Source organism: Pseudomonas sp. ok266, assembly GCF_900110195.1.
Classification (GTDB): Bacteria; Pseudomonadota; Gammaproteobacteria; order Pseudomonadales; family Pseudomonadaceae; genus Aquipseudomonas; species Aquipseudomonas neuropathica.
The window spans coordinates 379,404-405,236 of record NZ_FOCU01000004.1 but is presented as its reverse complement, the minus strand read 5'-3'; the positions used below and the strand labels follow the sequence as shown (position 1 = coordinate 405,236).

Below are 25,833 nucleotides of genomic sequence, written 5' to 3'. Positions count from 1 at the left end.
GACGAATCAGCGGTCGGGTTTCGCAGCCCGGATCAATCAAGGCGCACAGCGCTCCAGTGCATTGCCATCAAGATTAATGGCAATGATGCTTCATGGCGGCTGTGCGCGGGATACCTTCGGGTATGCCGGGTTCCTTGATTCCCGGTCTGCGAACCTGCGTACAGCTGCCACCTCTCTTCGTTTCGCAGCGAAATGTGGCGGCTCCAGCAATCAAGGAGCTTCACCATGATAAAACCAACACCCAACCCACCCGAAACCGACCTCGCTTCCCCCTACGAATCCCTCGATTCAAAAAAACTCAACGACGCCGCCGAACGCGCCCTCGATCATTACCTCTGCCCACCCGGCTCCACCCCACCGCCCTGTAAAACCCGCCGGATGTACGCCGTCACCGCAGACTTCAAAAACGAGGAACTGCTGGCCGACGCCAGCGAAACCCTCGCCTCAGCCAGAACCATCGCCCATGACTTCGCCCACCTCATACCCGCATCGCAACGACGGACGCTGTTGGGGATCGCGCAACTGATCATGCTCGGCGAACTGGCGGTGAATCGGGTGATGGATAATCTGGAGTTGCCGCAGTAGCACGGTTCTGTACCAAGCCTTGAATAAGTCGGTGCAGCGACTGACGTCTTCGCGGGCAAGCCCGCTCCCACAGTGATCGGGATCGATCACAAACCTGTGTTCACCCCGGCGAACCTGTGGGAGCGAGCCTGCTCGCAAAGGCAATCTCACAGCCAACACAAACGGCTAAACGGGGCACGACGAAGCTTTCCCGCTTTTTAGTTCAAAAGATCGCAGCCTTCGGCAGCTCCATAGATCGGTGTAGGAGCTGCCGAAGGCTGCGATCTTTTGCTTTTGACGCTCGCGCCGATGACCACTCGTCGCCACCTGTCAGATCTGACAGGTGCGCAATTCTCAATTAAGCGCTCTGATAACCCCTGCCCGTTCCCAACACGCAGGAGCCTCATCCATGACCACCTCAACCCCGCCGGACAACACCGTCCTCGTCCTGTACCCGCCAAAGGTCAACGGCCAGACCACGCCCGTGGTAGGTGCACACATCGGCGTGCCCCTGGTGGCCTCTGATCTGGTCGCCGACGGTAAAGGAGCCGTTGTTATCGTCGATCCACCGCTGTCGGGCACCATGGACCCCGGCGATGTCATGGAGCTTTGGCTTGAGGGTGAATCGGCGACACTGGATAGCGAGACCATTACAAATCCGAACGCGAAAACCCAGTTACGGACTAAGGGGCGCCTGCATCCGGACAAGGTCAACAAGATGTACTACACCGTCAGGCGTGGCAGCGACAACATCGGCACTTCCACACCATCGCTGGAAATTCTCTATAACCGCGTCCGCCCCGGCCTGAAGGATCGCTTTCCCCAAATCGACGGCCACTCCGAACTCGACCTGGACTTGTCCGACCTCATTAAACAAGGCGTCGGCAAAGACTTCGTCAGCGCGCCCGTCTGCTTCAGTTATCCCTACTGCCGCGCTTACGACACCATCAGCCTGAAGTGCAACGGCGAAATAAAGACGTTCCCGGTCAGCAAGGATCAGGCCCCCGAACCGCCGAACCCGGGCAGCGAAATGCCAACGACCGTCTGCTTCACGGTGGAGCGTGAGTTTCTCGACAAAGCGAAACGCCAGAACAAGGTCCTCAACTTTTCCTACACCGTGACCGATCAACTGCGCAATGGACCGGATCCCGATGCAGTATGGTCCGCTGCGGTGGCGGTGAATGAGGATCTGGATGGCAGGCTCCTGGACACGCCGATTTTGCGAGAAATCGCAGGCGATACAGCCGACGAGCCGGGCATCATTGACCTTAAAAAACTCGGTAGCAATCCACTGCTGGTGTACATATCGACGGTCGACCCACGCTTCGAGCCTGGCGACAAAATTGAAGCCACTTACACCGCGAAAATTGCGGGCCAAGATGACAAAACAGTGGTGCTCACCGGTCAAGTCGAAACGGACGACATCGGCAATAAAATAACCTGTGTTCTGAAAGTACTGAACAAAGACGTCATCGTCGCCACCAGCGTATCGGTCAAATACAAATTACTGCGAAAACTCGACGACACACTGAAAGCCGAATCCAACATCGCCACGGCGACGGTAGTAGGCGATTACATGGAGTTGAAACCCGCCGGCGTTCAGCAAGCCAACGGCAACACCTTGGCGCCCATGACCGCGGTTTCCAGGCTCACCATCGTCGTGCCACAAGGCACCACCCTCCCCACCGACCGGCTCAGCGTTAGCTGGATCCCCGAACCCGGCACCCACGCTGAAGGCACATACATCAGCGATCCACGGCCGATCAGTGAGGTCGGTCTGAACGTCGATGCTCCACCGGCACTCGTGGCCTTTTGTCTGGGCGGCAGAGTGACCGTCAGTTACACCATTACCCGTGGCAACGGCCAGCCGCAGCCGTCTGATCCATTCATCCTCAATGTGCAGGAACTGCCCCAGGCAGAACTCATCGCTCCTCGCTTGAAGGAAGCGAGCAATGCGGGTGAAGGATCGGAGCTGAATCTGGCCGAGCTGACACCTGAAGGCAAAATGTGGTGTTCGGGGTTTCCCTTCAATGCGGTGGGGCAATATGTCTGGTTGCTGTTCGAGGGCACCAATGCCGATGGTTCGGCCTATGAAAAATACATTTGGGCGGCGCCGTTTGCCTTCGTCAATGATGATTGGGTGAGGAATGGTTACTTCGAAGCGACCGCGCCTTATGAGGATTTGAAAGGGTTGAAGGATGGGACGCCACTGAGCATGGAGATGTGGGTGGCGTTTGGGAAAAGTGAGGATTTGGGGTTGGCGAAGCGGTTTTTGGTGCGTACTTATGTGGTTAAGGCGACGCCTGCTCTGAAAATAGATACCACTCCAATGGTACTCGATGGTTACCAGTTATACCCGGCGGCGGCCCCAAACAACCCGCCTTTCGAGAAAACGAATTATGTGCACCCTGACGCACAGCAAACTCGCGGAGCAATAGGCGGAACTCCTCCTTATCAATACAGTTCGTCAAACCTCAGCGTTGCTTACGTTGATTCTGCTACCGGCCATGTAGTTTCGACTGGAGTAGGAGATGCACGTATTACTGTCAGAGATCTGATAGGCACGACGGCTAGTTACGAGGTTAGCTGCAAAAACGTATATGAACTGGTGTGTAGCCCACATGCCACCTACCATTATCAAGCTGGTCCGTGGGTGGCGTCTGTAGGCGCACAACTATTTCCGTTTCATTTTCGAACAACTTCAACAGAACCATTCGCCTTGGTTACTTGCTATAGCTTTGAATATTTAGGACCCAACACTCTCTTATACTGGTACAGATTACAATCAGCTACGGATTGGATCCCTGTATGCGGTCCCACTAGACAAAGGGCGTATTGGCATAAACCTCCTTATGTAGCCGGGATCAACTCTATAGCAGCCTATGCAAATACCTATTTGTTTCCGACATTGGGGTATCGCCCCCGAAATGGAGATAAAAACCCTTAATTCTTCGTTAGACCCAACCATTGATAAGAAACGATCAGTCACTGGAAAAGGGGACACATTTATTTACGTCCCAGAACTTCGCCCGACTTTTCGCCTTTTAAACTGGAGTGTTTAAAAGACACCTCCAGACACGCCTCTGAGGCTACAAGTTCTTGCGCCATTGCCTACAGCTACGCCAGAATCCGCCGGCTTGTGCGCCTTGGGGGCGGGTTCTATTGTGGGTCGGTCGCTGACGAATCAGCGATCGGGTTTAGCAGCTCGGTAAATTTCAAGGCACGCGAGTACTGCCATTACGTTATGGCGGCTTTGCGTGGGGCACTTCGGTGCGCCGGGATCCTTGAGCCTGGTCTGCTAACCCGCGTACAGCCGCCACCCTATCCGTTTAGCAGCGATGGAGTGACGGCTCCACATCTCAAGGAGCTTCACCATGATCAAACCAACACCCAACCCGCCCGAAACCGATCTCGCCTCCCCCTACGAATCCCTCGATTCAAAAAAACTCAACGACGCCGCCGAACGCGCCCTCGATCATTACCTCTGCCCACCCGGCTCCACCCCGCCGCCCCGTAAAACCCGCCGGATGTACGCCGTCACCGCAGACTTCAAAAACGAGGAACTACTGGCTGATGCCAGCGAAACCCTCGCCTCAGCCAGAACCATCGCCCATGATTTCGCCCATCTCGTACCTGCGTCGCAGCGCAGGACGCTTTTGGGGATCGCGCAACTGATCATGCTCGGCGAGCTGGCGGTGAATCGGGTGATGGATAATCTGGAACTACCACGGTAGCCGGGATCTGTGACAAGCCCTGAGTGAGGTTTTGTGGCTGCTGACGTCTTCGCGAGCAAGCTCGCTCCCACAGGGTATCGACTTCGATCACAAACCTTGTTTACACGCAGACCCCGTAGGAGCGAGCTTGCTCACGAGGGCGATCTCACAGCCAACACATACCCCCAAGTGACTAAACGAGGCCAGATCAGGTTTATCCAGCATTCCGAAGCAAAAGATCGCAGCCTTCGGCAGCTCCTACACCGATCTATGTAGAGGCTGCCGAAGGCTGCGATCTTTTGCTTTTGGCAAACTGGCGGAAGGCAGCCGGAGTCGAACCTGCCCGGGAACGGATGCCGTCCCCAACCGGGTTTGAAGCCCGGCCGCGCCACCGGGCGCGATTGCCTTCCTTGAACTCATTGTGCGCAGGCGTTAGCCAGCGCGTTGTCGGGGCGGATCTGGCGGGATTCGCCGAGGCGTCGGGTCAGGCCGACACGGTCGAAATATTCGAGGTACTGAATACAGCGTTTGCGTCCCAAGCCTAGCGCATCGCGGAAGGTTGTCACCTGGACCTGCGGATTTTCCTTGGCGAGTTTGAGCAGCACGTTCGCCATTTGGCGCAGTTGCACGTCACTCAAAAACAGGTCGCGCACAACTTGATGCATCAAACCCAAACGCGCCAGTTTACGCAGCAACAAGCGCACGACGGCGTCGTCCTGCCCCAGGACGTTGGCCACATCACGCACCCACGGCGGGTCGAAACCGGCTTGTTCAAACAACGGCTGCAGCCCTAGCCAGAGACTTTCATCCTCGGCATTCAGGCGCACCTGATGATCCGGCAGGTGCAGCCACGGCCCACTTGCCTGGATCGAGCCGGCCGCGAGCAATTCATCCAGCAAACTGACAAACGTCGCACGCTCCAGCGCCAATCCACTGAAACGCCGCAAGCGATCGCGATCCGGCCCCATCTGGTCGGGTTCCAGTTCATGGAACTGCGTCAGTTGCTCCAACAGGGTGAACTTCAGCTGTGCCCAGCGCTGCACGTTGAACAGCAGCGGGCCTTGACGGGTGTCGATGAGGCGGACGTTTTCCGCTAATGCCCAAGTCGAGCGCGGGCGATTGAACTGACGTTCCAGACGCAGCGGGTCGAGGCCGCCCGCGCTGTAGTTGAGCAGTACGGGCAAGACCTGTTCGAACTCATCGCCCGAGACCAAAGCGCGCAATTGCTCCAGACGTTCAGGGCTGCGGCGTTGCCGTGCCGGGGCGAACGGGTCGAGGACCTGGCCGCCGCCCAAGGTGCGTTGCGCGCTCTGGTCGCGCAGGATCAGTCGATCGCCCTTCACCGCGTGCACCGGCGCATTGATCAGCAGTTGCGCGAACATGCGTTCGCCGGGAATCAAGCGCGGACCTTCGAGCAAGGCCACCCGGGCGATAACATCCTGCGTGCCGAGGTGCACGTGCACCGGGTGAAAGTGTTCGAAGGTGCGTTCGCCGGGCAGCAGTTGAAAGTCGATGTCGACCCGTTGCGTCGGCGCGTGCAGCCACTCGCTCAGCAGCCACTGGCCGCGATGGATCTGCGCCAGTTCGAGGCGCTCGCCGGTCAGGTTCAACGCCACCCGTTGCCCGGCGAAGGCCTGTTCGGCGGGTTGGTTCTGCGCATATAGGCCGCGCACTCGTACCGATTTGCCCGAAGGCCCGAGGCTGAGCTTGTCGCCGACAACCACCGCCCCCGACAATGCCGTGCCGGTCACGACAATCCCCGCACCGGCGACGCTGAACGCGCGGTCGATGGCCAGGCGAAAACCACCTTCGCAACTGCGCTCCAGTACTTCACGTTGCGTCTGCAATAACGTCTCGCGCAAATCATCAACGCCCTGCCCGGTCACGCTCGACACAAGCACGATCGGCGCTTCGGCAAACGGCCCGGCCTCAAGCAGATCCAGCACCTGCCGCTGAACCTCCTCCACCCTGCCCGCTTCGACCCGGTCGCATTTGCTGATCGCCACCACGGCGCGCGGAATACCGAGCAATTCGACAATCGCCAAATGCTCGCGGGTCTGCGGCATCACGCCGTCGTCTGCGGCAATCACCAGCAAGACCAGATCGATACCCTGTGCGCCAGCGAGCATGTTGTGGGTGAATTTCTCGTGGCCGGGCACGTCGATAAACCCGGTCAGCCCCGCGCCCGGTTCCAGTTCGGCGTAGAGATAACCAAGGTCGATGGTCATGCCGCGCGCGCGTTCCTGCGGGCGGCGGTCGCCGGTTTGTCCGGTCAGCGCTTGTAGCAGCGACGTCTTGCCGTGGTCGATGTGCCCCGCCGTGCCGACGATCACGGGTCGACCTGCAACTGCGGCAATTGCGCGAGCCACGCCGGTTCATCGTCGAGCTGACGCAGATCCAGCCACAGCGCATCGTCGTCAATCCGCCCAAGCACCGGGATCGGCAACGCGCGCAACGCCGCTTCCAGATTCAGCAAGCAACGCCCGCGCAAACGCTTGGAGACTTGCGGGCGCATACACAATGCCGCACTCGGCAAACGCGCCACCGGTTGGCTGCCGCTGCCGATCATGCCCAAGGCCTCGACTGCGCTAACCTGCCAAACCGACCCCAGGATTTCAGCCAGCAAGGGCTGCAAGCGTGAGGCCTGCGCAAAGATATCTGCCTGCGGCCGGGTGAGCAGACGCAAGCTCGGCAGACGTTCGGCCAGGCGATCAGGATCGCGATACAACCCGAGCACCGCCTCCAGTGCCGCCAGGGTCAACTTGTCCACCCGCAGCGCACGTTTCAACGGGTTCTTCTTGATCTTCGCGATCAGTTCTTTGCGCCCGACGATCAACCCGGCCTGCGGGCCGCCGAGCAATTTGTCGCCGCTGAAGGTGACGATGTCCGCGCCGTCGAGCAGCGCCTGCCGCACCGTGGGTTCGGCAGGCAAACCCCAACGGGTCAGATCCAACAGGCTGCCGCTGCCCAGATCTTCCAGCAACGGCAAGCCATGCCGATGGGCCAACTCGACCAATTCCGCAGTCGGCACGCGAGCGGTAAACCCTTCGATGCTGTAGTTGCTCGCATGCACACGCATGATCAAACCGCTGCGCGGGTTGATCGCCGCTTCATAGTCGCGGGCATGGGTGCGATTGGTCGTGCCGACCTCATGCAGGCGCACGCCGGCGCGGGCCATGATGTCGGGGATGCGGAAGGCGCCGCCGATTTCGATCAGCTCGCCACGGGAAATGATGCCTTCCTTGCGCGCGCCGAGACTGTTGAGTGTCAGCAGCACGGCGGCGGCGTTGTTATTGACCACGGTGACGGCTTCGGCGCCGGTCAGTTCGCGGATCAGGCCTTCGATCAAGTCATCGCGATCACCGCGCTTGCCGCTGGCCAGATCGAACTCCAGATTGAGCGGATAACGTGCGGCCATTTGCACCGCTTCGATGGCTTCGTCGGGCAACAAGGCCCGGCCGAGGTTGGTGTGCAGCACCGTGCCGGTGAGGTTGAAGACCCGGCGCACGTGGCTGCGCTGTTGCTGGACCAGACGTTCACTGACGCGGCCAGCGAGCACTTCAGGGCTGATTTCGACGGCTGACAATTGCCCGTTCAACACACCGGGGCGCAGTTCATCGAGCAACTGGCGCAAACCCGCCAGCAGTGATTCACGCCCGTGACGCTCAAGCAAAGGCACACAGGCCGGATGACGTAACACACCATCAATGGAAGGTAACCGCAGGGACATCAGCCACTCCTGAAGACAGTTCACTGCGCAAGAGTGTAGACGTTGTAGTCATTCGTCTCCGGGGGCCAGTAATAGATTAGGCGCCAGACGCTGATAGCCGTCCTGGGCCAGACGCATGTCCAGTAACAAACTGCTGAGATCCGCCGACAACCCCTCCGCATCGGCATCGTTTTCCAGATAAACCAGTTTCAGATAACTGTTACAACCCGGACAGACCTCCGCCCTTATCGGCGCCTGATTGGCCGCATGGCGATCGTCCTCAAGGCTGAAATAATCCAGACCCTTACTTGACTCGCAATACACGCACTTGACCCGCACCACATGCCATTCGCAGGCACACAGCGAACACACCAGATAACGCAGACCGTTGTGCTTGCCGCGATGGCGGATCACCCCGGCCATGGCCGGTGAACCACAGGCCGGGCATTGGCTGAGGCTGTCGCCGGGTTTCAGTTGCAGATTCGCCGCGCTGAGCAGCCAGTGACTCCACGCCACTTGCAGCGCCGCGCCAAGAAACGGCACCAGTTGCGCCGGCACCAGCGAATATTGGCCACTGACCAACGCCACGGCCCACGCGCGCAATTGGCCGGGACTGGCGGCGCGCAAAGTGTCCACCGCGTCGACGACAGCAGGCTGTTCAACCGGCGCATAACGCTGCAACAAAGCATCGAGATAAGCCTGCCAACCCTCTTCACGCACCAACGTGTCCGCCGCAAACGGCGGCAAACCATGCTGCTGACAGGCCTCGATCCGTTGCTGATCGAACGGTGCGGTCAGCGGCGGATCATCAAACACCTGCTGCTGCACCCGGCACAGCCCGGCAATCAGTCGCAGGTACTCTGCCAGCGCATGCCCCTCGGCCAGTTGTTCCAGCCGATCAGCCCGCAGCGTAAACAGGTTCGAAGGCGGCAGATGCAGAAACGGCGGTGAACTCGCCGCCGCTTCGATTTCCCCAGGTTCCAGAATGGTTGGCAAACGTCAGCCCTTTTTGGTGATCGGTCGTTCCGGCGCGTCCGGTTGGCGTTCATCGCGGGTGATGTCGCGATACCAGAGTTCATGGTGTTTCTTCGCCCAGGCGCGGCTGACCCAGCCGTGCATCATCGCGTCCACCGAACCCTTGATCCACAGCCCGGCGTAAATGTGAATGATGATGCTCAGCACCAGAATGAACCCGGCCAGCGCATGCAGGAGCATTGCCCAGCGAATCACAGTAATGCCGAAATACGCACTGAACCAGGCGCGCCAGATCACCAGTCCGGTGAACAGCAAACCCAACATGCACAGGAGTAAAGTCCAGAACAGCAGCTTTTGCCCGGCGTTGTATTTGCCTACCGGTGGCACGCTTTCTTCATCGTTGACCAACACTCGGTCAATGCGGCGCATCCACTTCCAGTCGTTGTCGATAAAGAAATTCGAACGCCAGAAACGGAACACCAGACCGAGGAACAACACAAACATCGCGATGCCCATGTACGGATGCAGAATCCGCGTCCACGGCCCGCCGCCAAACAGGTTGCTCAGCCAGAACAACGACGGATGAAACAACGCCAGCCCCGACAGCCCGGCCATGAAAAACAGGATCGCCACCAGCCAGTGATTGGTTCGCTGGTTGGCGGTATAACGCAGGATCGTCTTGTTGCTCATGGCCGGTCCTCCCCGCGTGGATCGAAGGTGTGCACCGCCGGGTCGACGACGTGCACCGAGGTGTCGGGTGGCGTCGGATGTTCATCCTCTTCGACGCGATTCGGGCCGATGCGCACGTAATGGAAGAACCCGGCCAGCACCGCCGCACCCATGGCCAGCAGGCCCAGCGGTTTACTGATGCCTTTCCACAGGCCCACCAACGGACTGATTGCCGGATCTTGCGGTAAACCTGCATAGATTTTCGGCGTGTCGGCGTGGTGCAGCACGTACATCACATGCGTGCCGCCAACACCGGCCGGGTCATACAGACCGGCGTTTTCGAAGCCACGGCTTTTCAGGTCGACGATGCGCTCGGCGGCGTGTTCCTTCATGTCTTCCTTGGTACCGAAGACGATGGCGCCGGTCGGGCAGGTTTTCACGCAGGCCGGTTCCAGCCCTACTGCCACGCGGTCCGAACACAAGGTGCACTTGTAGGCCTTGTGATCCTTTTGCGAAATGCGCGGAATGTTGAACGGGCAACCGGTGATGCAATAACCGCAACCGATGCAGTGGTCCTGATCGAAATCGACGATGCCGTTGGCGTGTTTGATGATCGCACCGGGACTCGGGCACGCCGCCAGGCAACCGGGTTCGGCGCAGTGCATGCAGCCGTCCTTGCGGATCAGCCACTCAAGGTTGCCGGCGTCGGTTTCGTGCTCGGTAAAGCGCATCAACGTCCAGGTTTCCGCGCTCAGGTCTTGCGGGTTGTCGTAGGTGCCGTGGTTGTGGCCGACCTCGTCGCGCAGCTCGTTCCATTCCGAGCAGGCGACCTGGCAGGCCTTGCAGCCGATGCATTTGGTGGTGTCGATCAGCTTCGCCACCGCTTCCTGATTCCTCACCGACGGCGGCACGGTTGTGGTGGCCGAGCGGGCAATAATGTCTTGGCTGGCCATTTAAAGATTCTCCATCAGAGCTTCTCCACGTTGACCAGGAATGACTTGGATTCCGGGGTCTGGGTATTGCCATCGCCGAGGAACGGCACCAGGGTGTTGGTCAGGTAACCGTGGCGCGTCAAACCGGTGAAACCCCAATGCAGCGGGATGCCGATCTGATGCACGACCTGGCCGTTGACCTGCAGCGGCCGGATCCTTTTCGTCACCACCGCCACCGCTTCGATAAAGCCGCGCTTGCAACTGACGCGCACACGATCACCGGCAGCGATGCCCTTCTCTTTCGCCAGCACTTCACCGATTTCGACGAACTGCTCAGGCTGGGCAATCGCGTTCAACTTGCAATGCTTGCTCCAGAAGTGGAAATGCTCGGTGAGCCGGTAACTGGTGCCGGCGTACGGGAAGTCCTTGGCCTCGCCGAGGGTTTCCCAGACCGAATCGAAGATCCGCGCCGCCGGGTTGCTGGTGGCTTTCTTGTTTTGCGGGTGCAGCGGGTTAATGCCGATCGGCGTTTCGAACGGCTCGTAGTGCTCGGGGAATGGCCCCTCGTTCATCTTGTCGACGGCGAAGAACCGCGCCACGCCTTCGGGGTTCATGATGAACGGGTTCATCCCGGCTTCCGGCGGTACATCGGCCTTGTAGTCCGGCACGTCGGTGCCGCCCCAGGCCTTGCCGTTCCACCAGACCAGACGTTTTTTCGGGTCCCACGGTTTGCCGGCGACGTCCGCCGAAGCGCGGTTGTAGAGAATCCGCCGGTTGGCCGGCCAGGCCCACGCCCAGCCGAGATGCTGATGCATGCCGTACGGATCGGCGTTGTCGCGGCGGGCCATCTGGTTACCGGCCTCGGTCCAGCTGCCGGCGAAGATCCAGCAACCGGACGCAGTGCTGCCGTCATCCTTGAGCAAGCCGAAACCTGCCAGTTGCGAGCCGGCCTTGACCGCCACCCCCGTGGCATCGGTGAAATCTGCCACGGCGCTGCCGTTGATTTCCTTGGCCAACTCTTCCGGCGAAGGCTCGTCGGGGATCTTGTACGGCCACGTCAGTTTCAGCAGCGGATCAGGGAATTTGCCGCCCTCGGCCTGATAGCGCTTGCGCAGGCGCAGGAATAGCTCGCTCATGATGCGAATGTCGGTCTGCGCTTCGCCCGGGCCGTCGGCGCCTTTCCAGTGCCATTGCAGCCAGCGACTACTGTTGACCAGTGAGCCGTCCTCTTCGGCAAAACAGGTGGTGGGCAGGCGAATGACTTCGGTCTGGATTTCGGCGCTTTTCACATCGTTGTACGGTCCGACGTTGTGCCAGAACTCCGAGGTTTCGGTGGCCAGCGGATCCATCACCACCAGCCATTTCAGCTTGGCCAAGGCGCCCATCACACGGTTTTTGTCCGGCAGCGCGGCGATCGGGTTGAAGCCCTGACAGAAGTAGCCGTTGACCTTGCCCTGGCTCATCAGGTCGAACATCTTCAGGACGTCGTAGTTGGGGATGTCGAGTTTCGGCAAATGGTCGTAGCACCAATTGTTCTCGGCGGTGGCGTTGGCGCCGTACCACGACTTCATCAGGCTGACGTGGAATTTGCTGTAGTTCTGCCAATAGGACAATTGCCCCGGCCGCAGCGGGACTTGCGTGCGTTTGTGGATGAACTGGGCGTAATCCTGCTCGGTGTCGCTGCCCAGTGTCAGGTAGCCCGGCAGCGCATTGGAGAGCAAGCCAAGGTCGGTCAGGCCCTGAATGTTCGAGTGACCGCGCAAGGCGTTGACCCCACCGCCGGGCATGCCGACATTGCCTAGCAGCAATTGCACCATCGCCGCGCTGCGAATGATCTGCGCGCCGATCGAGTGCTGCGTCCAGCCGAGGGCGTAGAGAATCGTCATGGTCTTGCCCGGCGTCGAGCAGGTGGCGATCTCTTCCCAGATTTTCTGCATGGCATCGACCGGCATGCCGCAGATCTGGCTGGCGAGGTCGATGGTGTAGCGGCTGTAATGCTGCTTCATCAGTTGATAGACGCAGCGCGGGTCTTGCAGGGTCGGGTCGACTCTGACGAAACCGTCGTCGCCCATCTCGTAACCCCAGCCGGATTTGTCGGTGTAGCTGCGTTTCTCCGCGTCGTAGCCGCTGAAGATCCCGTCTTCGAAGCCGTAGCCTGCTCTGACGATGAACGACATGTCGGTGTAGTTGCGCACGTATTCGTGCTGGATCTTGTCCTCGGTCAGCAGGTAATTGATCAAACCGCCCATGAAGGCGATGTCGGTGCCGGTGCGGATCGGCGCGTAATAGTCGGCCACGGACGCGGTCCGGGTAAAACGCGGATCGACCACGATCAGCCGCGCAGCGTTGTGCGCTTTGGCCTCGGTTACCCATTTGAAGCCGCACGGATGCGCTTCTGCTGCGTTGCCGCCCATCACCAGGATCAGATTCGCGTTGGCGATATCGGTCCAGGTATTGGTCATGGCACCACGGCCGTACGTCGGGGCAAGACTTGCCACCGTCGGGCCGTGTCAGACACGCGCCTGGTTATCGAACCCCAGCATGCCGAGACTGCGAATCACCTTTTGGGTGATGTAGCCGGCTTCGTTGGACGCCGCCGACGCCGCGAGAAAACCGGTGCTCAGCCAGCGATTCACCGTTTGCCCGTTGGCATTTTTCTCGATGAAATTGGCATCGCGGTCGGCTTTCATCAGGTCGACGATGCGGTCGAGCGCTTCGTCCCAACTGATTCGTGTCCATTCGCTGCTGCCCGGTTTGCGGGTTTGCGGGTAGAGCAAACGGCCGGGGCTGTGAATGAAATCGAGAAGGCCTGCGCCTTTCGGGCAGAGGGTGCCGCGGTTGACCGGGTGGTCGGCGTCGCCCTCAATGTGAATGATGCTTTGCGCGACGTTCTTCGCAGCATCGCCCTGGCTGTACATGATCAACCCGCAACCGACCGAGCAATACGGGCAGGTGTTGCGGGTTTCATGGGTGTGGGCAAGCTTGAAGTGGCGCACCTGCTCGGCGAAGGCTGGCGTCGGGGCCATGCCCAACGCGCCCAGGCTAGAGCCTGCAAGGCCGATACCGGCGACCTTGAAGAACTGACGACGGCTGAGATCCATCGTGCACTCCTGATCAGGTGGAACCCGGTACTCGTGCCGGGTTTTATCTGGACAATCACGGTTGCGGCAAACGTCTGCCGATTTTTTCACTGTAGACAATGACCACACGATCTGTGTGAAAACCGACCGTCGGCCGTTTGTCGGTTCTTTAACTGAAGACCACCAAACCCTGTGGGAGCGAGCTTGCTCGCGAAAGCGGTGTGTCATTCGACATCGATGCTGACTGACACGACGCCTTCGCGAGCAAGCTCGCTCCCACAGGTATTGTGTGAACCTTATAAGCAGCAAGCTCGCCCCCACAGGGGATGGAGGCTTAGAATGGCCGGCAGGACCATTCCCGCCTTCACGAGACCGCGCATGACTTTCGATTTTGATCAGGTATTCGACCGCCACAACACCGGCAGCACCAAGTGGAGCCGCTATTGCGCCGACGTGTTGCCGATGTGGGTCGCTGATATGGATTTCGCCGCGCCGCCGGTGGTGATCGAGGCGCTGCAACAACGCTTGCTGCATCCGCTGGTGGGCTACAGCGTGGCGCAGGACAACTTGCGCGAAGCCATCGTCGCCGACCTCTGGAGCAAGTTTTCCTGGAAGGTCAAACCGCAAGAGCTGATTTTTCTGCCGGGCGTCGAGTCGGGCTTCAACATGGCTTTGAAAGCGCTGGTGCAGCCACAGCAGAACGTCGTGGTGCAAGTGCCCAACTACCCGCCACTGCGCCACGCGCCGGGGCATTGGGGCTTGAACAAGGTTGAACTGGAGTTCGTCGCCCAGGCTGACGGCACTTACCTGACGCCGCTGGACGTGTTGCGTGAATCGCTGAACGGCGGTGGCGCGCTGTTGCTGAGCAACCCGCACAACCCGATCGGCAAGGTGTTTGGCCGTGACGAGCTGCAAGCCGTGGCCGATATCTGCGCGGCGCAGGACGCCTGGATCATCTCCGACGAAATCCACGCCGAGCTGTGCTTCGACGGTCGCGTACACATTCCGACGGCGTCGCTGAGCGCGGAGATCGCCGAGCGCACCATCACGCTGATGTCGGCGAGCAAGGCCTACAACATCGCCGGCCTCAAGACCTCGTTCATGATCATCCAGAACGCCGCCCTGCGCGAACGCGTCAATCACGCCCGTTGCGGCATGGTCGACAGCGTCAACCCGCTGGGCATGGAAGCCACTCGCGTGGCGTACAGCGAAGGCGGGCCGTGGCTGGCCGAGCTGAAAACCTACCTGCAAGCCAATCGCGACTGGCTGGTAGAAGCAGTGCGCAACCGCTTGCCGGGCGTGACCATCAACGTTCCGCAGGGCACCTATCTGGCGTGGCTGGACTGCTCGGCGCTGGACCTGGACAACCCGCAGCAGTTCTTCCTTGAGCAGGGCAAGGTTGGCCTCAGCGCCGGTCTGGACTTCGGCGATCAGCACCAGCAGTTCGTCCGTCTGAACTTCGGCTGCCCGCGTTCGCTGCTCGAAGAAGGCATCGCCCGCATGGAGCGTGCGCTGACTACACGCAATACCTGAAACCTCAGATGATCCCCTGTGGGAGCGAGCTTGCTCGCGAAGGCGAAGTATCAGCCGACATCAATGTTGACTGAACCACCGCTTTCGCGAGCAAGCTCGCTCCCACATTCGTTTTGCATTTCCAAGTCAGAAATGCAGCGTAAATCCGATCGAACTCACGGCAAACGTACCGGGTCAACCACCCATACCTGCCTTGAGACCTCGGAGACCCGCGATGACCGACTATCCAAAACCACCCTTCCCCGCACAAGCCCAAACCGTGCCCGGCGCCCAGGGCAAGATGCAGCCCTATCCCGATTGCGGCGAACAGAGCTATGTCGGCTCCGGACGACTGGCCGGCAAGATCGCCCTGATCACCGGTGCCGACAGCGGTATCGGCCGCGCCGTGGCCATTGCTTTCGCCCGTGAAGGCGCCGACGTTGCGGTCGCCTATCTGAATGAACACGAAGACGCCCAGGAAACCGCGCGCTGGATCGAGCAGGCCGGGCGCCAGTGCCTGCTGTTACCGGGCGATATTGCGCAAAAGGCCCATTGCCAGGCCTTGGTCGACAAGACCGTGGAACGCTTCGGCCGCATCGATGTGCTGGTCAACAACGCCGCGTTCCAGATGACTCACGAAACCTTCGAAGAAATCCCCGACGATGAATGGGTGATGACCTTCGACGTCAACATCACTGCGATCTTCCGCTTGTGCCAGGCCGCGATAAAACACATGCGCGCCGGTTCGTCGATCATCAACACCAGCTCGATCAACTCGGACATGCCCAAACCCACCCTGCTCGCCTACGCCACGACCAAAGGCGCGATCGCCAACTTCACCGGCGGTCTGGCGCAGATGCTCGGGCCAAAGGAAATCCGCGTGAACTGCGTGGCACCTGGGCCAATCTGGACGCCGCTGATCGTCTCGACCATGCCCGATGAAGAAGTGCAGAACTTCGGCGGCAACACCCCGCTCGGCCGCCCCGGCCAACCGGTCGAAGTGTCGCCGATCTACGTGTTGCTGGCCTCGGACGAAGCCAGTTACATCACCGGCCAGCGCTATGGCGTGACCGGTGGCAAACCGATGCTGTGATGACGCCTTCGCCAACGCCTACAGTAAAACTGAAGGCCCATTGAACACGGTGCGATTGCCGTCACATCAAACATTTGAAGGCGGCAGATCATGAGTTTTATCGTGTGGGTCGCCGTACTCGGCGCAGTCCTGCTGACCCTAGCGCTGACGTCGTCATACCTGCGCTGGATGCCGGTGACCACCTCGGCGGTTTGTCTGCTGCTGGGTATCGGCATCGGCCCCAGTGGCCTCGATCTGCTGAAACTATCCCTGGAAGACGCTTCGCTGTGGATGGAGCACCTGACGGAAGTCGCGGTGCTCTTCTCTCTGTTCGTCTGCGGCCTGAAATTGCGCCTGCCGCTGCGCGACAAGCGTTGGCGAATCGCCTTCGGCCTCGCCGGCCCCGTAATGGTGCTGACCATCGCCGGGGTGTGCCTGCTGCTGCATTTTGCCTTGCGCTTGCCGTGGGGGCCGGCGTTGTTGATCGGGGCGATGCTGGCGCCCACCGACCCGGTGCTGGCGGCGCTGGTGCAGGTCAATGATGCGCGGGATGTCGACAGCGTGCGTTTCGGCCTGTCGGGTGAAGCCGGGTTGAATGACGGGGTAGCGTTTCCGTTTGTGATTCTCGGCTTGTTGTTGATTCACGGTGATGGCTCTGCCGCCGAGTGGCAGGGCTGGGTCTTGCGCAGTTTGTTGTGGGCGGTGCCCGCAGGTCTGCTCACCGGTTACTGGATGGGCCGAGGTATCGGCCGCGTGACCCTGTCGCTGCGTATTCACAATGACGACAGCACGCTCAGCCCGAACGACTATCTGGCGTTGTCGTTGATTGCCCTGGCGTATGTCGTTGCCGAGGCGATTGGCGGCTATGGTTTTCTGTCGGTGTTCGCTGCCGGGTTGGGCCTGCGTCAGGTCGAAGTCAAATCCACCGGCGCCGGGCAACCGCCCGCCGAGCACTTGGTGCAGCCGGTGGTCGGTCATCAGAACGTCGAACCGCAGCACGCGGTGCACGGCAACACCGAACGGCTGGAAAGCAGCCAGGTCGCCGCCGGGATCATGATGGGCGACATGCTGTCGTTCGGCAGTCTGGTCGAGCGCGCCATGGAAGTATTTCTAGTGACCCTGCTCGGCGTGGTGCTGGTGGCGCACTGGGACTGGCGGGCGTTGCTGGTGGGCGGCGTGCTGTTCTGCCTGATCCGCCCGGCCTGCGTCGCGTTGATGCCTTGGGGCGCACTGCTCAAAGGAAGGCAACGGCTGTTGATCGGCTGGTTTGGCATTCGCGGTATTGGCAGCCTGTTTTATCTGTTTTATGCCTTGAACCACGGGTTGACCGACACGGTGGCCAGCCTGTGTACCGATCTGACCTTGTCGGTGGTGGCGCTGAGCATCTTGCTCCACGGCATCAGCACGCAACCGATCCTCGCCCGTTACGAACAGCGCAAAAACAAAAAAACTGATTTTTGATTTGCGGATTTAGCCGGGAATTGATCGAATTTTTTTCTATAAAAAAATGGATCCCTGATTAATGGCCGGCAGTCACAAGCATAACCCCTCGCCGGATATGTCCGGCGGGGCCTGGCAGGTTCGGTTCCCCTGCGGCGCTACGCCTATGAAACGGAATCATTGAAGATTAAGGTCACGGTCATGAAAGAATGCTCGACTCCTGCGCAAATCAAGGCTTGCAGAGCACTGGCTCTGGAACGCAATCGTCAATTGTTCGATAACGCCCACACCCTCAACCGCGCGGCCAATGCGCTGCTCGACGTTGAACATCTGGATATCGAGCAATTTGAACATTACCGAGCGCTGCGCAAGAAAGCCGATTTGATGTTTGAAGATGCGATCGATCATTTGTGCGTCTTGAACGAAGACTTCCCGCCGATTCCGGTGTCTTCGCAAAACTCGGTGGCGCTGCGTCGAGAGCTTGAGACCGTGGAGTGAGGCAGAAAAGCCCCTCACCCTAGCCCTCTCCCAGAGGGAGAGGGAACTGACCGAGGTGAATGGTCGAGGTACGCCGACCTGAGATACCGAGTCGAACGCAGATTTTGAGTACAACGAAGATCTGCTCCCTTCCCCCTCGCCCCCATTGGGGGCGGTCCGACGTTTCGGGAGGGTTGGGGTGAGGGGGATCGATCTGAATGGCAACACAAAATCCAAGCGAATGAAAAAGCCCGGCCACATAAGCCGGGCTTTTCTATTTTTGCCCATCACCCGCCCGGATTGGTCACCTGAATAAACACCGCATAACTCCCCAGCAACACCCAGAACGTCGCAAAGATCCACGGCGTACGCACCGAAAACAGCAGCGACTTGCGATAGCCCTTGTGGCTCGATTCCATCTCGCTAAACAGCGGCGATTCGTCATACGCCAGGCCCATCAGCGGCTCGCTGTGCAGCAAGTGGCTTTGCTTGAAATGCCAGTGGTCGATGATGTCGTACGCCGCGCGAATCCCCGGCCAGGCGTTCAGTGAGCTGAGCAGCCCGAGCAGCGCAAGAAACGGTGGCACCACCAGCGTGAACAACTTGCCCCACTCCGGGTTGAGGTTGGCCATACACGAGGCAAAGGCAATCACCAGAAACGACTGCGCCGCCAGATAAGCGTCGGTACGGTTGGCGAGGATGCTGGTTTCGTACTGGATCTCCCGCCGATAGAAATCCAGCCGTTCCTTGGGTGAGCCAAACATCTTGGCGTCATGTTCGGTCAGGGTTTCTTCAGCGGTGGGCTCAGTCAGTATGCGAGACAAAAGATGCACGCTCCGGGGCGGGGAAAACGTTTAGAAGTCCCCGTTGGCGCGCAAGTTCAGACGGATTGACCGACGCCTTGTTTCATCGATTGGGCAATGATTGCCACCAGATTCATCTGCGTAAACGGCTTGGGCAATCGTGGCAGTTGCGCGGCAAAGCCTTCCAGACGTTCGGCGTAGCCGGTGGCCAGGATGATCGGCAGATCCGGTTTGAGCACGCGCACGGCATGGGCCAGTTGCGCGCCGCTCATCTTCGGCATGGCCATGTCGGTGATCATCAGGTCGATGACCTCGCCCTGATCGAACAACGCCAGCGCTTGCGCACCGGACGTCGCACTGACCACCCGATGGCCGAGGTCTTCGAGCAGCAGACTGGTGCTGGTCAATACCAGCGAGTCGTCATCCACCACCAGCACGCTGAGTCTTGGTACCACCACCGGCTCGGCGTGTGGCTGCAGCGACTTGCTGACGGTACCCTCGCCGGCCACCGGAATCCACAGTTCTGCCGTGGTGCCCTGGGCCTTGGCACTCTTGAGGATGAAACGGCCACCGAGTTGCTCCATGAAGCCGTGGACCATCGACAAGCCCAGCCCGGTGCCCTTGCCCAAGCCTTTGGTGGTGAAGAACGGATCTCTGGCCGACGCCAGCGTGTGCTCATCCATGCCCTCCCCGGTGTCGATTACGCTGAGGCAGACGTAACGCCCCGCAGGCAGATCCGAATGCCCCAGTTCAAGCACCACTTGCGGTTCAGCGCTGATGCTCACCGTACCTCCATCGGGCATGGCGTCGCGGGCGTTGGTCGCCAGATTGAGCAAGGCCAGCTCCAACTGGTTGGTGTCCGCCAGCACCGGCTCGAGATCGTCGGGAAACCGCGTGTCGACACGGATACCCGGCCCCAGCGAACTGCGCAGCAAACCGCTGATGCCCTGAACCAATTGCGCGATATCGACCGACTCGGTCTTCAATTCCTGACGGCGGGCAAATGCCAGCATGCGCTGGGTCAGCGACACACCACGCAAGGCGCCTTGGGTGGCGTTTTCCAGCAGGCGGCTGATTTTCGCATCGTCGCCCACGCGCTTTTGCACAATCTCGAGGTTACCGAGAATCACCGTCAGCAGATTATTGAAGTCATGGGCAATGCCACCGCTGAGCTGACCGATGGCCTGCATCTTCTGCGCCTGGAACAGCGCTTCACGGGTTTTCTCCAGCGCCTGTTGCGCCTGGTGGGTCTCGGTGATGTCGCGGGTGATCTTGGCAAAACCGAGCAATGTGCCGGTGTCACCACGAATCGCATCGACCACCACATGAGCGAGAAACCGCGTGCCGTCCTTGCGCATGCGCCAGCTCTTGTTCTCGAAACGGCCCTCGCGGGTGGCGATTTCCAGCGCCCGTTGCGGCTCGCCGAGTTCGCGGTCCTCGGGGGTATAGAACAGCGAAAAATGCTGACCGATGATTTCTTCCGGCAGATAGCCTTTGATCCGCTGCGCGCCCTGGTTCCAGTTGCTGACCCGGCCTTCGGGACTGAGCATGTAGATGGCGTAGTCGGTGACGCCCTGCACCAGCAAGCGGAACTGCTGCTCGCTTTGCTTGAGGGTTTCTTCGGCCATTTTGCGGTCGGTCAGGTCGCGGGTGATCTTGGCGAAACCGAGCAATTTGCCGTCGGGATCAATGATCGGGTCGATGACCACATGCGACCAGAAATTGGTGCCGTCCTTGCGCACCCGCCAGCCCTCGCCTTCGAAACGTCCCTCACGGATCGCCGTGTCGAGCGCACGCTGCGGCAGACCGGCGGCGCGATCCTCAGCTGTATAGAAGCGGGAGAAATGTTCGCCGAGGATTTCCGCTTCTTCGTAGCCCTTGAAGCGTTTGGCGCCAGAGTTCCAACTGGTGATGATGCCGTCGGGATCGATCATGTAGATCGCATAGTCGACCACCGCATCGATCAACAGACGAAAACGCATCTCTTCGATCGCCGCGGTCTTGTTTTTCTCGCTCATCACACTCACCAGCCATTGTCATGAGCAGAAGTATGCGGTAATCCGGCAAATTGGGAAGCGTCCGTCTCATGATTGATTGCCCACCAGCGCGGCAGCAGCTGTTTGATCCGGCTCTCGGCAAAGCGATCGTCAATCAGCATGACCACGCCGCTATCCTCACGGGTGCGGATGACTCGCCCGGCGGCCTGCACCACTTTCTGCACGCCCGGGTACAGGTAGGTGTAGTCGTAACCGGCGCCGAAGATGGCGGCCATGCGGTGTTTGAGTTGTTCGTTGACCGGATTGAACTGCGCCAGCCCCAGGGTGGCAATGAACGCGCCGATCAGCCGCGCACCGGGTAAATCGATGCCTTCGCCGAACGCACCGCCCAACACGGCAAAGCCGACGCCCTGGCTGTGCGCGGTGAACTGATCGAGAAAGGCCTGCCGCGCCCCTTCGAGCATGCCCCGCGATTGCTGCCACAGGCTGATGTGCGGGTAACGCTCAGCGAGTAACGACGCCACTTGTTGCAGATAATCGAAGCTGCTGAAAAACGCCAGATAGTTACCCGGACGCTCGCTGAACTGCCGCGCGATCAATTCGACGATCGGCTCCAGCGACGCCTGACGATGATTGAAACGTGTCGAAATGCGGCTGACGATCTGCACCTGCAACTGCTCGGCGCAAAACGGCGATTCGACGTCGATCCACACTGTGTCGGCGGGGGTGCCAAGCAAATCGGCGTAATAGTGACGCGGGCTGAGGGTCGCGGAAAACAGCACGCTGCTGCGCGCCGCTTTCAGGCGCGGGCCAATGAACGCGGCCGGCACCACGTTGCGCAGGCATAACTGCGACAGCGGCTTTTTGCGGTCGAGGTCGCGCTTGCTGATATCGAACAGGTAATGCTCGTCGTACAGCTCCGCCACCCGGGCGAATTGCAGCAGGTCGAAATAGAAGTTCTGCAAGGCGCTGTCGAGGCCCTGCGGATGGTCATTGAGGTAATCGCCAATGGCCGCGCAACACAACGAGATCGCTTGCAGGAGTTTTTCCGGGGCCTTGTCGTACGCCTGATACGCCGCCAGTTGCGGCGCATGCAACGCGTTCCATTCACGGTTGATCCGTTGCAGGGCATTTTTCAGCGGCGCGGGCGCGGTTTTGCGCACGCTGCCCAGGGTGAATTGATCAAGACTGGCGCTGTACATCTGCCGGCCGCGCTCGACGAGGTTATGCGCCTCGTCCGCCAGCACCGCGACTTTCCATTGATTGAGCTGGGCCAGACCGAACAGCATGGCGCTGAAGTCGAAGTAATAGTTGTAGTCGGCGATCACCACGTCTACCCAACGGGCCATCTCCTGACTCAGGTAATACGGGCACACCGCGTGTTGCGCGGCGATCTCGCGCATGGCGGCTTGGTCGAGCAGGCGGATTCGGCTGGCCGCTTCCCGCGCGGCCGGCAGGCGATCATAAAAGCCCTGGGCCAACGGGCAGGATTCGCCGTGACAGGCTTTGTCCGGATGTTCGCAGGCCTTGTCGCGGGCGACCATTTCCAGCACCCGCAAGGGCAAGGCTGGTGACTGATCGAACAGCACCTGACTGGCATCCAGCGCCAGTTTGCGCCCAGGTGTCTTCGCGGTCAGGAAGAACACCTTGTCCAGTTGCTGCGGCGCCAGGGCCTTGAGCATCGGGAACAGCGTGCCGAGGGTTTTGCCGATGCCGGTCGGTGCCTGGGCCATCAGGCAACGGCCGGTGCTGACGGCTTTGAACACCGATTCGGCGAGATGCCGTTGACCGGGACGAAAATCGGCATGGGGAAACGCCAGTTGCTGCGCGGCCAGATTGCGCGCCTCGCGATGGGCCATTTCCTGTTCGGCCCATTGCAGGAACAGCGTGCATTGCTGTTCGAAAAAGGCCTTGAGGGTTTCGGCGCTGAAGACCTCGACCAGGCAGGTTTCCTTCTCGCTGACGATATCGAAATACACCAGCGCCAGATTGATCTGCTCAAGTTCGAGTTTGCGGCACATCAACCAGCCGTAGATCTTCGCCTGCGCCCAGTGCAACTGGCGGTGATTGGCCGGTTGTTTGCTCAGGTCGCCACGGTAGGTTTTAACTTCTTCCAGGCAGGTTTGCGCCGGGTCGTAGCCGTCCGCCCTGCCCTTGACCTTCAACTGCAGAAACTCGCCTTCGAGCGCCACTTCGCTTTGATACTTTTCGCTGCGCCGCGAGGCCACAGTGCGGTGGCCGGCGATGCCTTCCAGCGCCGTGGGTGATGGCGTAAAACGCAGGTCAAGGTCGCCGGTCTTGGCGGTGAACTCGCAGAGTGCGCGCACGGCAATGCTGTAACTCAAGCGCTCTGCTCCGCCCATTGCACATAACACACGGCCACGGGCATCTGGTGTTGGTGACAGAACTCAAGCCAGCGCAGCTGGTTGTCCTGCAGGCGATCGCCGGGGCCTTTCACTTCAATCATTCGGTAGGTTTTGTGCTGCGGCCAGAACTGGATCAGGTCGGGCATGCCGGCGCGGTTGGCCTTGATGTCGAGCAGCAAACGGGTGAACCAGTGCTTAAGGTGCTCGGCGGGTAGACAGGCCAACGCCTGCTCAAGCAATTGTTCATTCACCGCGCCCCAGAATACAAATGGCGACTGGACACCCCATTTGTCGACAAAGCGCTGGCGAATGGTCGCGGCATAGCGGCCGTCGTCGAGTTCGCTCAGGCACGCCTGGAACAGCTCGGCGCGGCGTTGCTGGAAATCTTCGTTGAGCAGGTCCACCGGGCCGCGCTGGAACGGGTGAAAGAATGCCCCGGGCAATGGCGCGAAGATCGCTGGCCAGCACAACAGGCCAAACAGCGAGTTGATCAGGCTGTTTTCCACGTAATGCACCGGGCCATCGTCATCGTGCAGATGCGCCTGCACGTAAAACTCCACGGACAAGGCTGGGTCGGTGCGTGGCAATTGCAGATCCAGCCGCTCGACCGGTCTGGCCGCTACGCGTTTGAGCGGCGGGCCGCCGAGTTTGCGCCGCACCCTTGGCAATATCCGTTGCAGGCCTTGCTGCTCGGCAGCGCTTTCCGGCGCCTGTTCGGCCAGCGTGGCGAGTTCCAGTGCCAATGAGTATTCGCCGCTGCGCTCCAGCACGCGGATCATGCGTAAACGGGCGCCGGGATAGGCGCAGTCGCGGTAAATGCTCAGGGCCAGGGCAAACTCGCCGATGCGCTCGCAATACTGGCCGATCTGGAACAGCACCTTGCCACGCCGGCGCTGCAGCCACGGGTTGTCGAAGTGCAAGGCGCTGACCTGCGCAACAATGGTGTCCAGTGGCTCACCGGCCTCGAAACGCAATTGACAGTTGTGCAGGAACAGGCACGCATCGACGTCTTCGCGACTGCGCAGGCCCCGCGAGTCGGCGCAGAATTCGACTTTTTCATAAGTGAAGATGCCAAGGTCGGCGAGGACGAATTCCGACCAGTCCTGATACAGGTTGCCGAAGAACATCAGCCGCAAGCGATCGCACAGGTCCATGATCGTCAGGCTGAACAAGCGATCATCGAGCAGCGGCGCCCAGTCGCGCAGGCTGCGAGCTTCTGCAAACTGCTCGGCGAGGAGCGGCAGCCAATCGTCCTTGCGGCCCTTGGGTTGCTCGATAAAGGCTGCGAACGCTTGCAGGATCTCGGCCTTGAGCAACACATCGAACAACTCGGCGAGGACCAGCGGCGCGTGTTCGTCGATCCAGCCGTACTCCAGCAAGGGCTGCGCGGCCTCGGCGATGTCACCGATTTCAATGTAATTGAGTTTGCCGGCACGAAAATGCACACCCTTGCGCATGACCATCCGCACCAGCAAACCCTGCGACGCGCGCGGCAAGGCCTTGAAGTCGCGGATGAACGCGTGTTCCGGTTCGCTCATTACATCGGCATAACGAAGCTCAAGCCAATCAAGCACTTGCCGGAAGTTGTTAAGGTAATAGAACGGGTCGTCGAGGGGATTGGCAGTCACGGGGATTCTGGGCCATGGCAAGCGAGTACTGGTTATGCGTACAGATACCAGCTGTGCCCTGCCCGGCGCAAACGGAAAATGATCAATGGCATTTTTTCGCCGGGCTATCGAACTTTTCCTCCGGGGATGGCACCAACCGCGTTAGAGAGCCGACAATGCTCGGCATCACATCGAATGAGGATTTAGAGGTGGGTATGAAAATTAAGTCACTGGGCATCCCTTTCGCCATCGCCGCCGCGCTGGCACTGGCCGGTTGCTCGACGCCGACGGTGGTCACCCTGCAGAACGGCACCCAGTACCTGACCAAGGACATGCCGAAGACCAAAACCAAGGACGGCTTCTATGAGTTCGAGGATATTTCCGGGGCCAAGGTGAAGGTCCGTGCCGATGAAGTGGCGACCGTTCGCGAAGAAGACTAGGTTTCGCTCGCGTCGATCGCTCCCACGCTCTGCGTGGGAACAATCATCGCGTGTTATTCGAAGGTCGGCATGCCCGGCAGGCTGCCGTCGCACGGCATGTACGTGCCACCCCGCTTGACCACTTCGCCCTGCAAACGCCGACAACGATCCAGATCCTGCTGCGTCATGCGATCGATGCTCAGATTGCCGGTGGTTTGTGGCTGCTTGCCGTCACCCAGGCGCAGGGTCACGAACGGTTGTTCGGGCTGAATCTGAAAGCGGCTCTTCTCTTCGACCGGTTCGACTGCCTCGGTTTTCGGCGGGCTCGGCAGTTGCTCGGTGGTGACGCCGTAACGGCTCAGAATCGAACTTTGAGGCAGATCGGCGCAGGCATTGGCCGAACACAGCGCCAGTGCGACGAACCCGACATACCCCTTGAAACCTTTCACGTTTGAATCTCCTGTACCCAATGGCGGCTAGCTATAGAACGTGTGTGCA

The 25,833-nt window shown here is 60.0% G+C and carries 19 protein-coding genes and 1 tRNA gene; 8 read left to right on the top strand and 12 right to left on the bottom strand.

The features are described 5' to 3' along the window. Positions 1–225 precede the first annotated feature (225 nt). The 3 genes from BMY54_RS09625 (at position 226) to BMY54_RS09615 (ending at position 4,298) form a co-directional block, all read left to right on the top strand. Complete coding sequence (locus BMY54_RS09625) at positions 226–585, top strand: DUF6124 family protein (protein ID WP_093431390.1); 360 nt, start codon at positions 226–228, stop codon at positions 583–585. 388 nt (positions 586–973) lie between these two features. Then, on the top strand, positions 974–3,511 hold the full coding sequence (locus BMY54_RS09620) for a hypothetical protein (protein ID WP_093431387.1): 2,538 nt from the start codon (positions 974–976) through the stop codon (positions 3,509–3,511). 427 nt (positions 3,512–3,938) lie between these two features. Continuing rightward, on the top strand, positions 3,939–4,298 hold the full coding sequence (locus BMY54_RS09615) for a DUF6124 family protein (protein WP_093431385.1): 360 nt from the start codon (positions 3,939–3,941) through the stop codon (positions 4,296–4,298). Between the two features lie 293 nt (positions 4,299–4,591). Here BMY54_RS09615 and BMY54_RS09610 read toward each other — a convergent pair. The 7 genes from BMY54_RS09610 to fdnG form a co-directional block, all read right to left on the bottom strand. Then, positions 4,592–4,687: transfer RNA gene (locus BMY54_RS09610), tRNA-Sec, on the bottom strand. Positions 4,688–4,693: 6 nt separating this feature from the next. Further along, the gene (gene selB / locus BMY54_RS09605; RefSeq protein WP_093431382.1) at positions 4,694–6,610 is read right to left on the bottom strand and encodes a selenocysteine-specific translation elongation factor; all 1,917 of its coding nucleotides are present in this window, start codon (positions 6,608–6,610) and stop codon (positions 4,694–4,696) included. Continuing rightward, positions 6,607–8,010, bottom strand: a complete 1,404-nt coding sequence (gene selA / locus BMY54_RS09600; protein ID WP_175559579.1) for an L-seryl-tRNA(Sec) selenium transferase — start codon at positions 8,008–8,010, stop codon at positions 6,607–6,609. The genes selB and selA overlap by 4 nt, the downstream gene beginning before the upstream one ends. 45 nt (positions 8,011–8,055) lie before the next feature. Further along, positions 8,056–8,982, bottom strand: coding sequence for a formate dehydrogenase accessory protein FdhE (fdhE, locus tag BMY54_RS09595; RefSeq protein WP_093431377.1), 927 nt, complete (start codon positions 8,980–8,982; stop codon positions 8,056–8,058). A 3-nt stretch (positions 8,983–8,985) separates the two neighbouring features. Further along, the gene (locus BMY54_RS09590) at positions 8,986–9,651 is read right to left on the bottom strand and encodes a formate dehydrogenase subunit gamma (protein ID WP_093431374.1); all 666 of its coding nucleotides are present in this window, start codon (positions 9,649–9,651) and stop codon (positions 8,986–8,988) included. Next, entirely contained in the window at positions 9,648–10,583 is a 936-nt protein-coding gene (gene fdxH, locus BMY54_RS09585) for a formate dehydrogenase subunit beta (RefSeq protein ID WP_093431371.1), read from the bottom strand. Before fdxH ends, BMY54_RS09590 begins: the two co-directional genes overlap by 4 nt. Before the next feature lie 14 nt (positions 10,584–10,597). Further along, positions 10,598–13,663, bottom strand: coding sequence for a formate dehydrogenase-N subunit alpha (gene fdnG / locus BMY54_RS09580; RefSeq protein ID WP_139213394.1), 3,066 nt, complete (start codon positions 13,661–13,663; stop codon positions 10,598–10,600). Between the two features lie 357 nt (positions 13,664–14,020). Here fdnG and BMY54_RS09570 point away from each other — a divergent pair, with 357 nt between their 5' ends. The 4 genes from BMY54_RS09570 (at position 14,021) to BMY54_RS09555 (ending at position 18,164) form a co-directional block, all read left to right on the top strand. Further along, complete coding sequence (locus tag BMY54_RS09570) at positions 14,021–15,175, top strand: MalY/PatB family protein (protein WP_093431363.1); 1,155 nt, start codon at positions 14,021–14,023, stop codon at positions 15,173–15,175. 214 nt (positions 15,176–15,389) lie between these two features. Next, on the top strand, positions 15,390–16,247 hold the full coding sequence (locus BMY54_RS09565) for a glucose 1-dehydrogenase (RefSeq protein ID WP_093431360.1): 858 nt from the start codon (positions 15,390–15,392) through the stop codon (positions 16,245–16,247). A 90-nt stretch (positions 16,248–16,337) separates the two neighbouring features. Continuing rightward, positions 16,338–17,687, top strand: coding sequence for a cation:proton antiporter (locus tag BMY54_RS09560; protein ID WP_093431357.1), 1,350 nt, complete (start codon positions 16,338–16,340; stop codon positions 17,685–17,687). A 180-nt stretch (positions 17,688–17,867) separates the two neighbouring features. Then, positions 17,868–18,164, top strand: a complete 297-nt coding sequence (locus BMY54_RS09555) for a hypothetical protein (protein WP_093431354.1) — start codon at positions 17,868–17,870, stop codon at positions 18,162–18,164. A 266-nt stretch (positions 18,165–18,430) separates the two neighbouring features. Here the strand turns inward: BMY54_RS09555 and BMY54_RS09550 are convergent, their stop codons facing one another. The 4 genes from BMY54_RS09550 to BMY54_RS09535 are packed head-to-tail and all read right to left on the bottom strand — an operon-like array spanning position 18,431 to position 24,937. After that, positions 18,431–18,967 carry a hypothetical protein gene (locus BMY54_RS09550; protein WP_016983364.1) on the bottom strand — a complete coding sequence of 179 codons (537 nt, stop codon included), beginning with the start codon at positions 18,965–18,967 and terminating at the stop codon, positions 18,431–18,433. A gap of 56 nt (positions 18,968–19,023) precedes the next feature. Continuing rightward, positions 19,024–20,964: a hybrid sensor histidine kinase/response regulator gene (locus BMY54_RS09545; RefSeq protein WP_093431351.1), complete on the bottom strand. Its 1,941-nt coding sequence runs from the start codon at positions 20,962–20,964 to the stop codon at positions 19,024–19,026. Positions 20,965–20,969: 5 nt separating this feature from the next. Then, on the bottom strand, positions 20,970–23,288 hold the full coding sequence (locus BMY54_RS09540) for an ATP-dependent DNA helicase (RefSeq protein WP_093431348.1): 2,319 nt from the start codon (positions 23,286–23,288) through the stop codon (positions 20,970–20,972). Then, positions 23,285–24,937, bottom strand: a complete 1,653-nt coding sequence (locus BMY54_RS09535; protein WP_093431345.1) for a VRR-NUC domain-containing protein — start codon at positions 24,935–24,937, stop codon at positions 23,285–23,287. Before BMY54_RS09535 ends, BMY54_RS09540 begins: the two co-directional genes overlap by 4 nt. Positions 24,938–25,131: 194 nt before the next feature. Between BMY54_RS09535 and BMY54_RS09530 the strand changes: the two genes are divergently transcribed. Beyond that, entirely contained in the window at positions 25,132–25,356 is a 225-nt protein-coding gene (locus BMY54_RS09530) for a YgdI/YgdR family lipoprotein (RefSeq protein WP_093431342.1), read from the top strand. 53 nt (positions 25,357–25,409) lie between these two features. Here the strand turns inward: BMY54_RS09530 and BMY54_RS09525 are convergent, their stop codons facing one another. After that, positions 25,410–25,784: a hypothetical protein gene (locus BMY54_RS09525; protein WP_093431339.1), complete on the bottom strand. Its 375-nt coding sequence runs from the start codon at positions 25,782–25,784 to the stop codon at positions 25,410–25,412. Between the last annotated feature and the right edge of the window lie 49 nt (positions 25,785–25,833).

Coding starts and splice junctions, on each gene's coding strand:
- BMY54_RS09625 (WP_093431390.1), top strand. CDS start 226: ATGATAAAACCAACACCCAACCCACCCGAAACCGACCTCGCTTCCCCC.
- BMY54_RS09620 (WP_093431387.1), top strand. CDS start 974: ATGACCACCTCAACCCCGCCGGACAACACCGTCCTCGTCCTGTACCCG.
- BMY54_RS09615 (WP_093431385.1), top strand. CDS start 3,939: ATGATCAAACCAACACCCAACCCGCCCGAAACCGATCTCGCCTCCCCC.
- BMY54_RS09590 (WP_093431374.1), bottom strand. CDS start 9,651: ATGAGCAACAAGACGATCCTGCGTTATACCGCCAACCAGCGAACCAAT.
- fdxH (WP_093431371.1), bottom strand. CDS start 10,583: ATGGCCAGCCAAGACATTATTGCCCGCTCGGCCACCACAACCGTGCCG.
- BMY54_RS09570 (WP_093431363.1), top strand. CDS start 14,021: ATGACTTTCGATTTTGATCAGGTATTCGACCGCCACAACACCGGCAGC.
- BMY54_RS09565 (WP_093431360.1), top strand. CDS start 15,390: ATGACCGACTATCCAAAACCACCCTTCCCCGCACAAGCCCAAACCGTG.
- BMY54_RS09560 (WP_093431357.1), top strand. CDS start 16,338: ATGAGTTTTATCGTGTGGGTCGCCGTACTCGGCGCAGTCCTGCTGACC.
- BMY54_RS09555 (WP_093431354.1), top strand. CDS start 17,868: ATGAAAGAATGCTCGACTCCTGCGCAAATCAAGGCTTGCAGAGCACTG.
- BMY54_RS09545 (WP_093431351.1), bottom strand. CDS start 20,964: ATGAGCGAGAAAAACAAGACCGCGGCGATCGAAGAGATGCGTTTTCGT.
- BMY54_RS09530 (WP_093431342.1), top strand. CDS start 25,132: ATGAAAATTAAGTCACTGGGCATCCCTTTCGCCATCGCCGCCGCGCTG.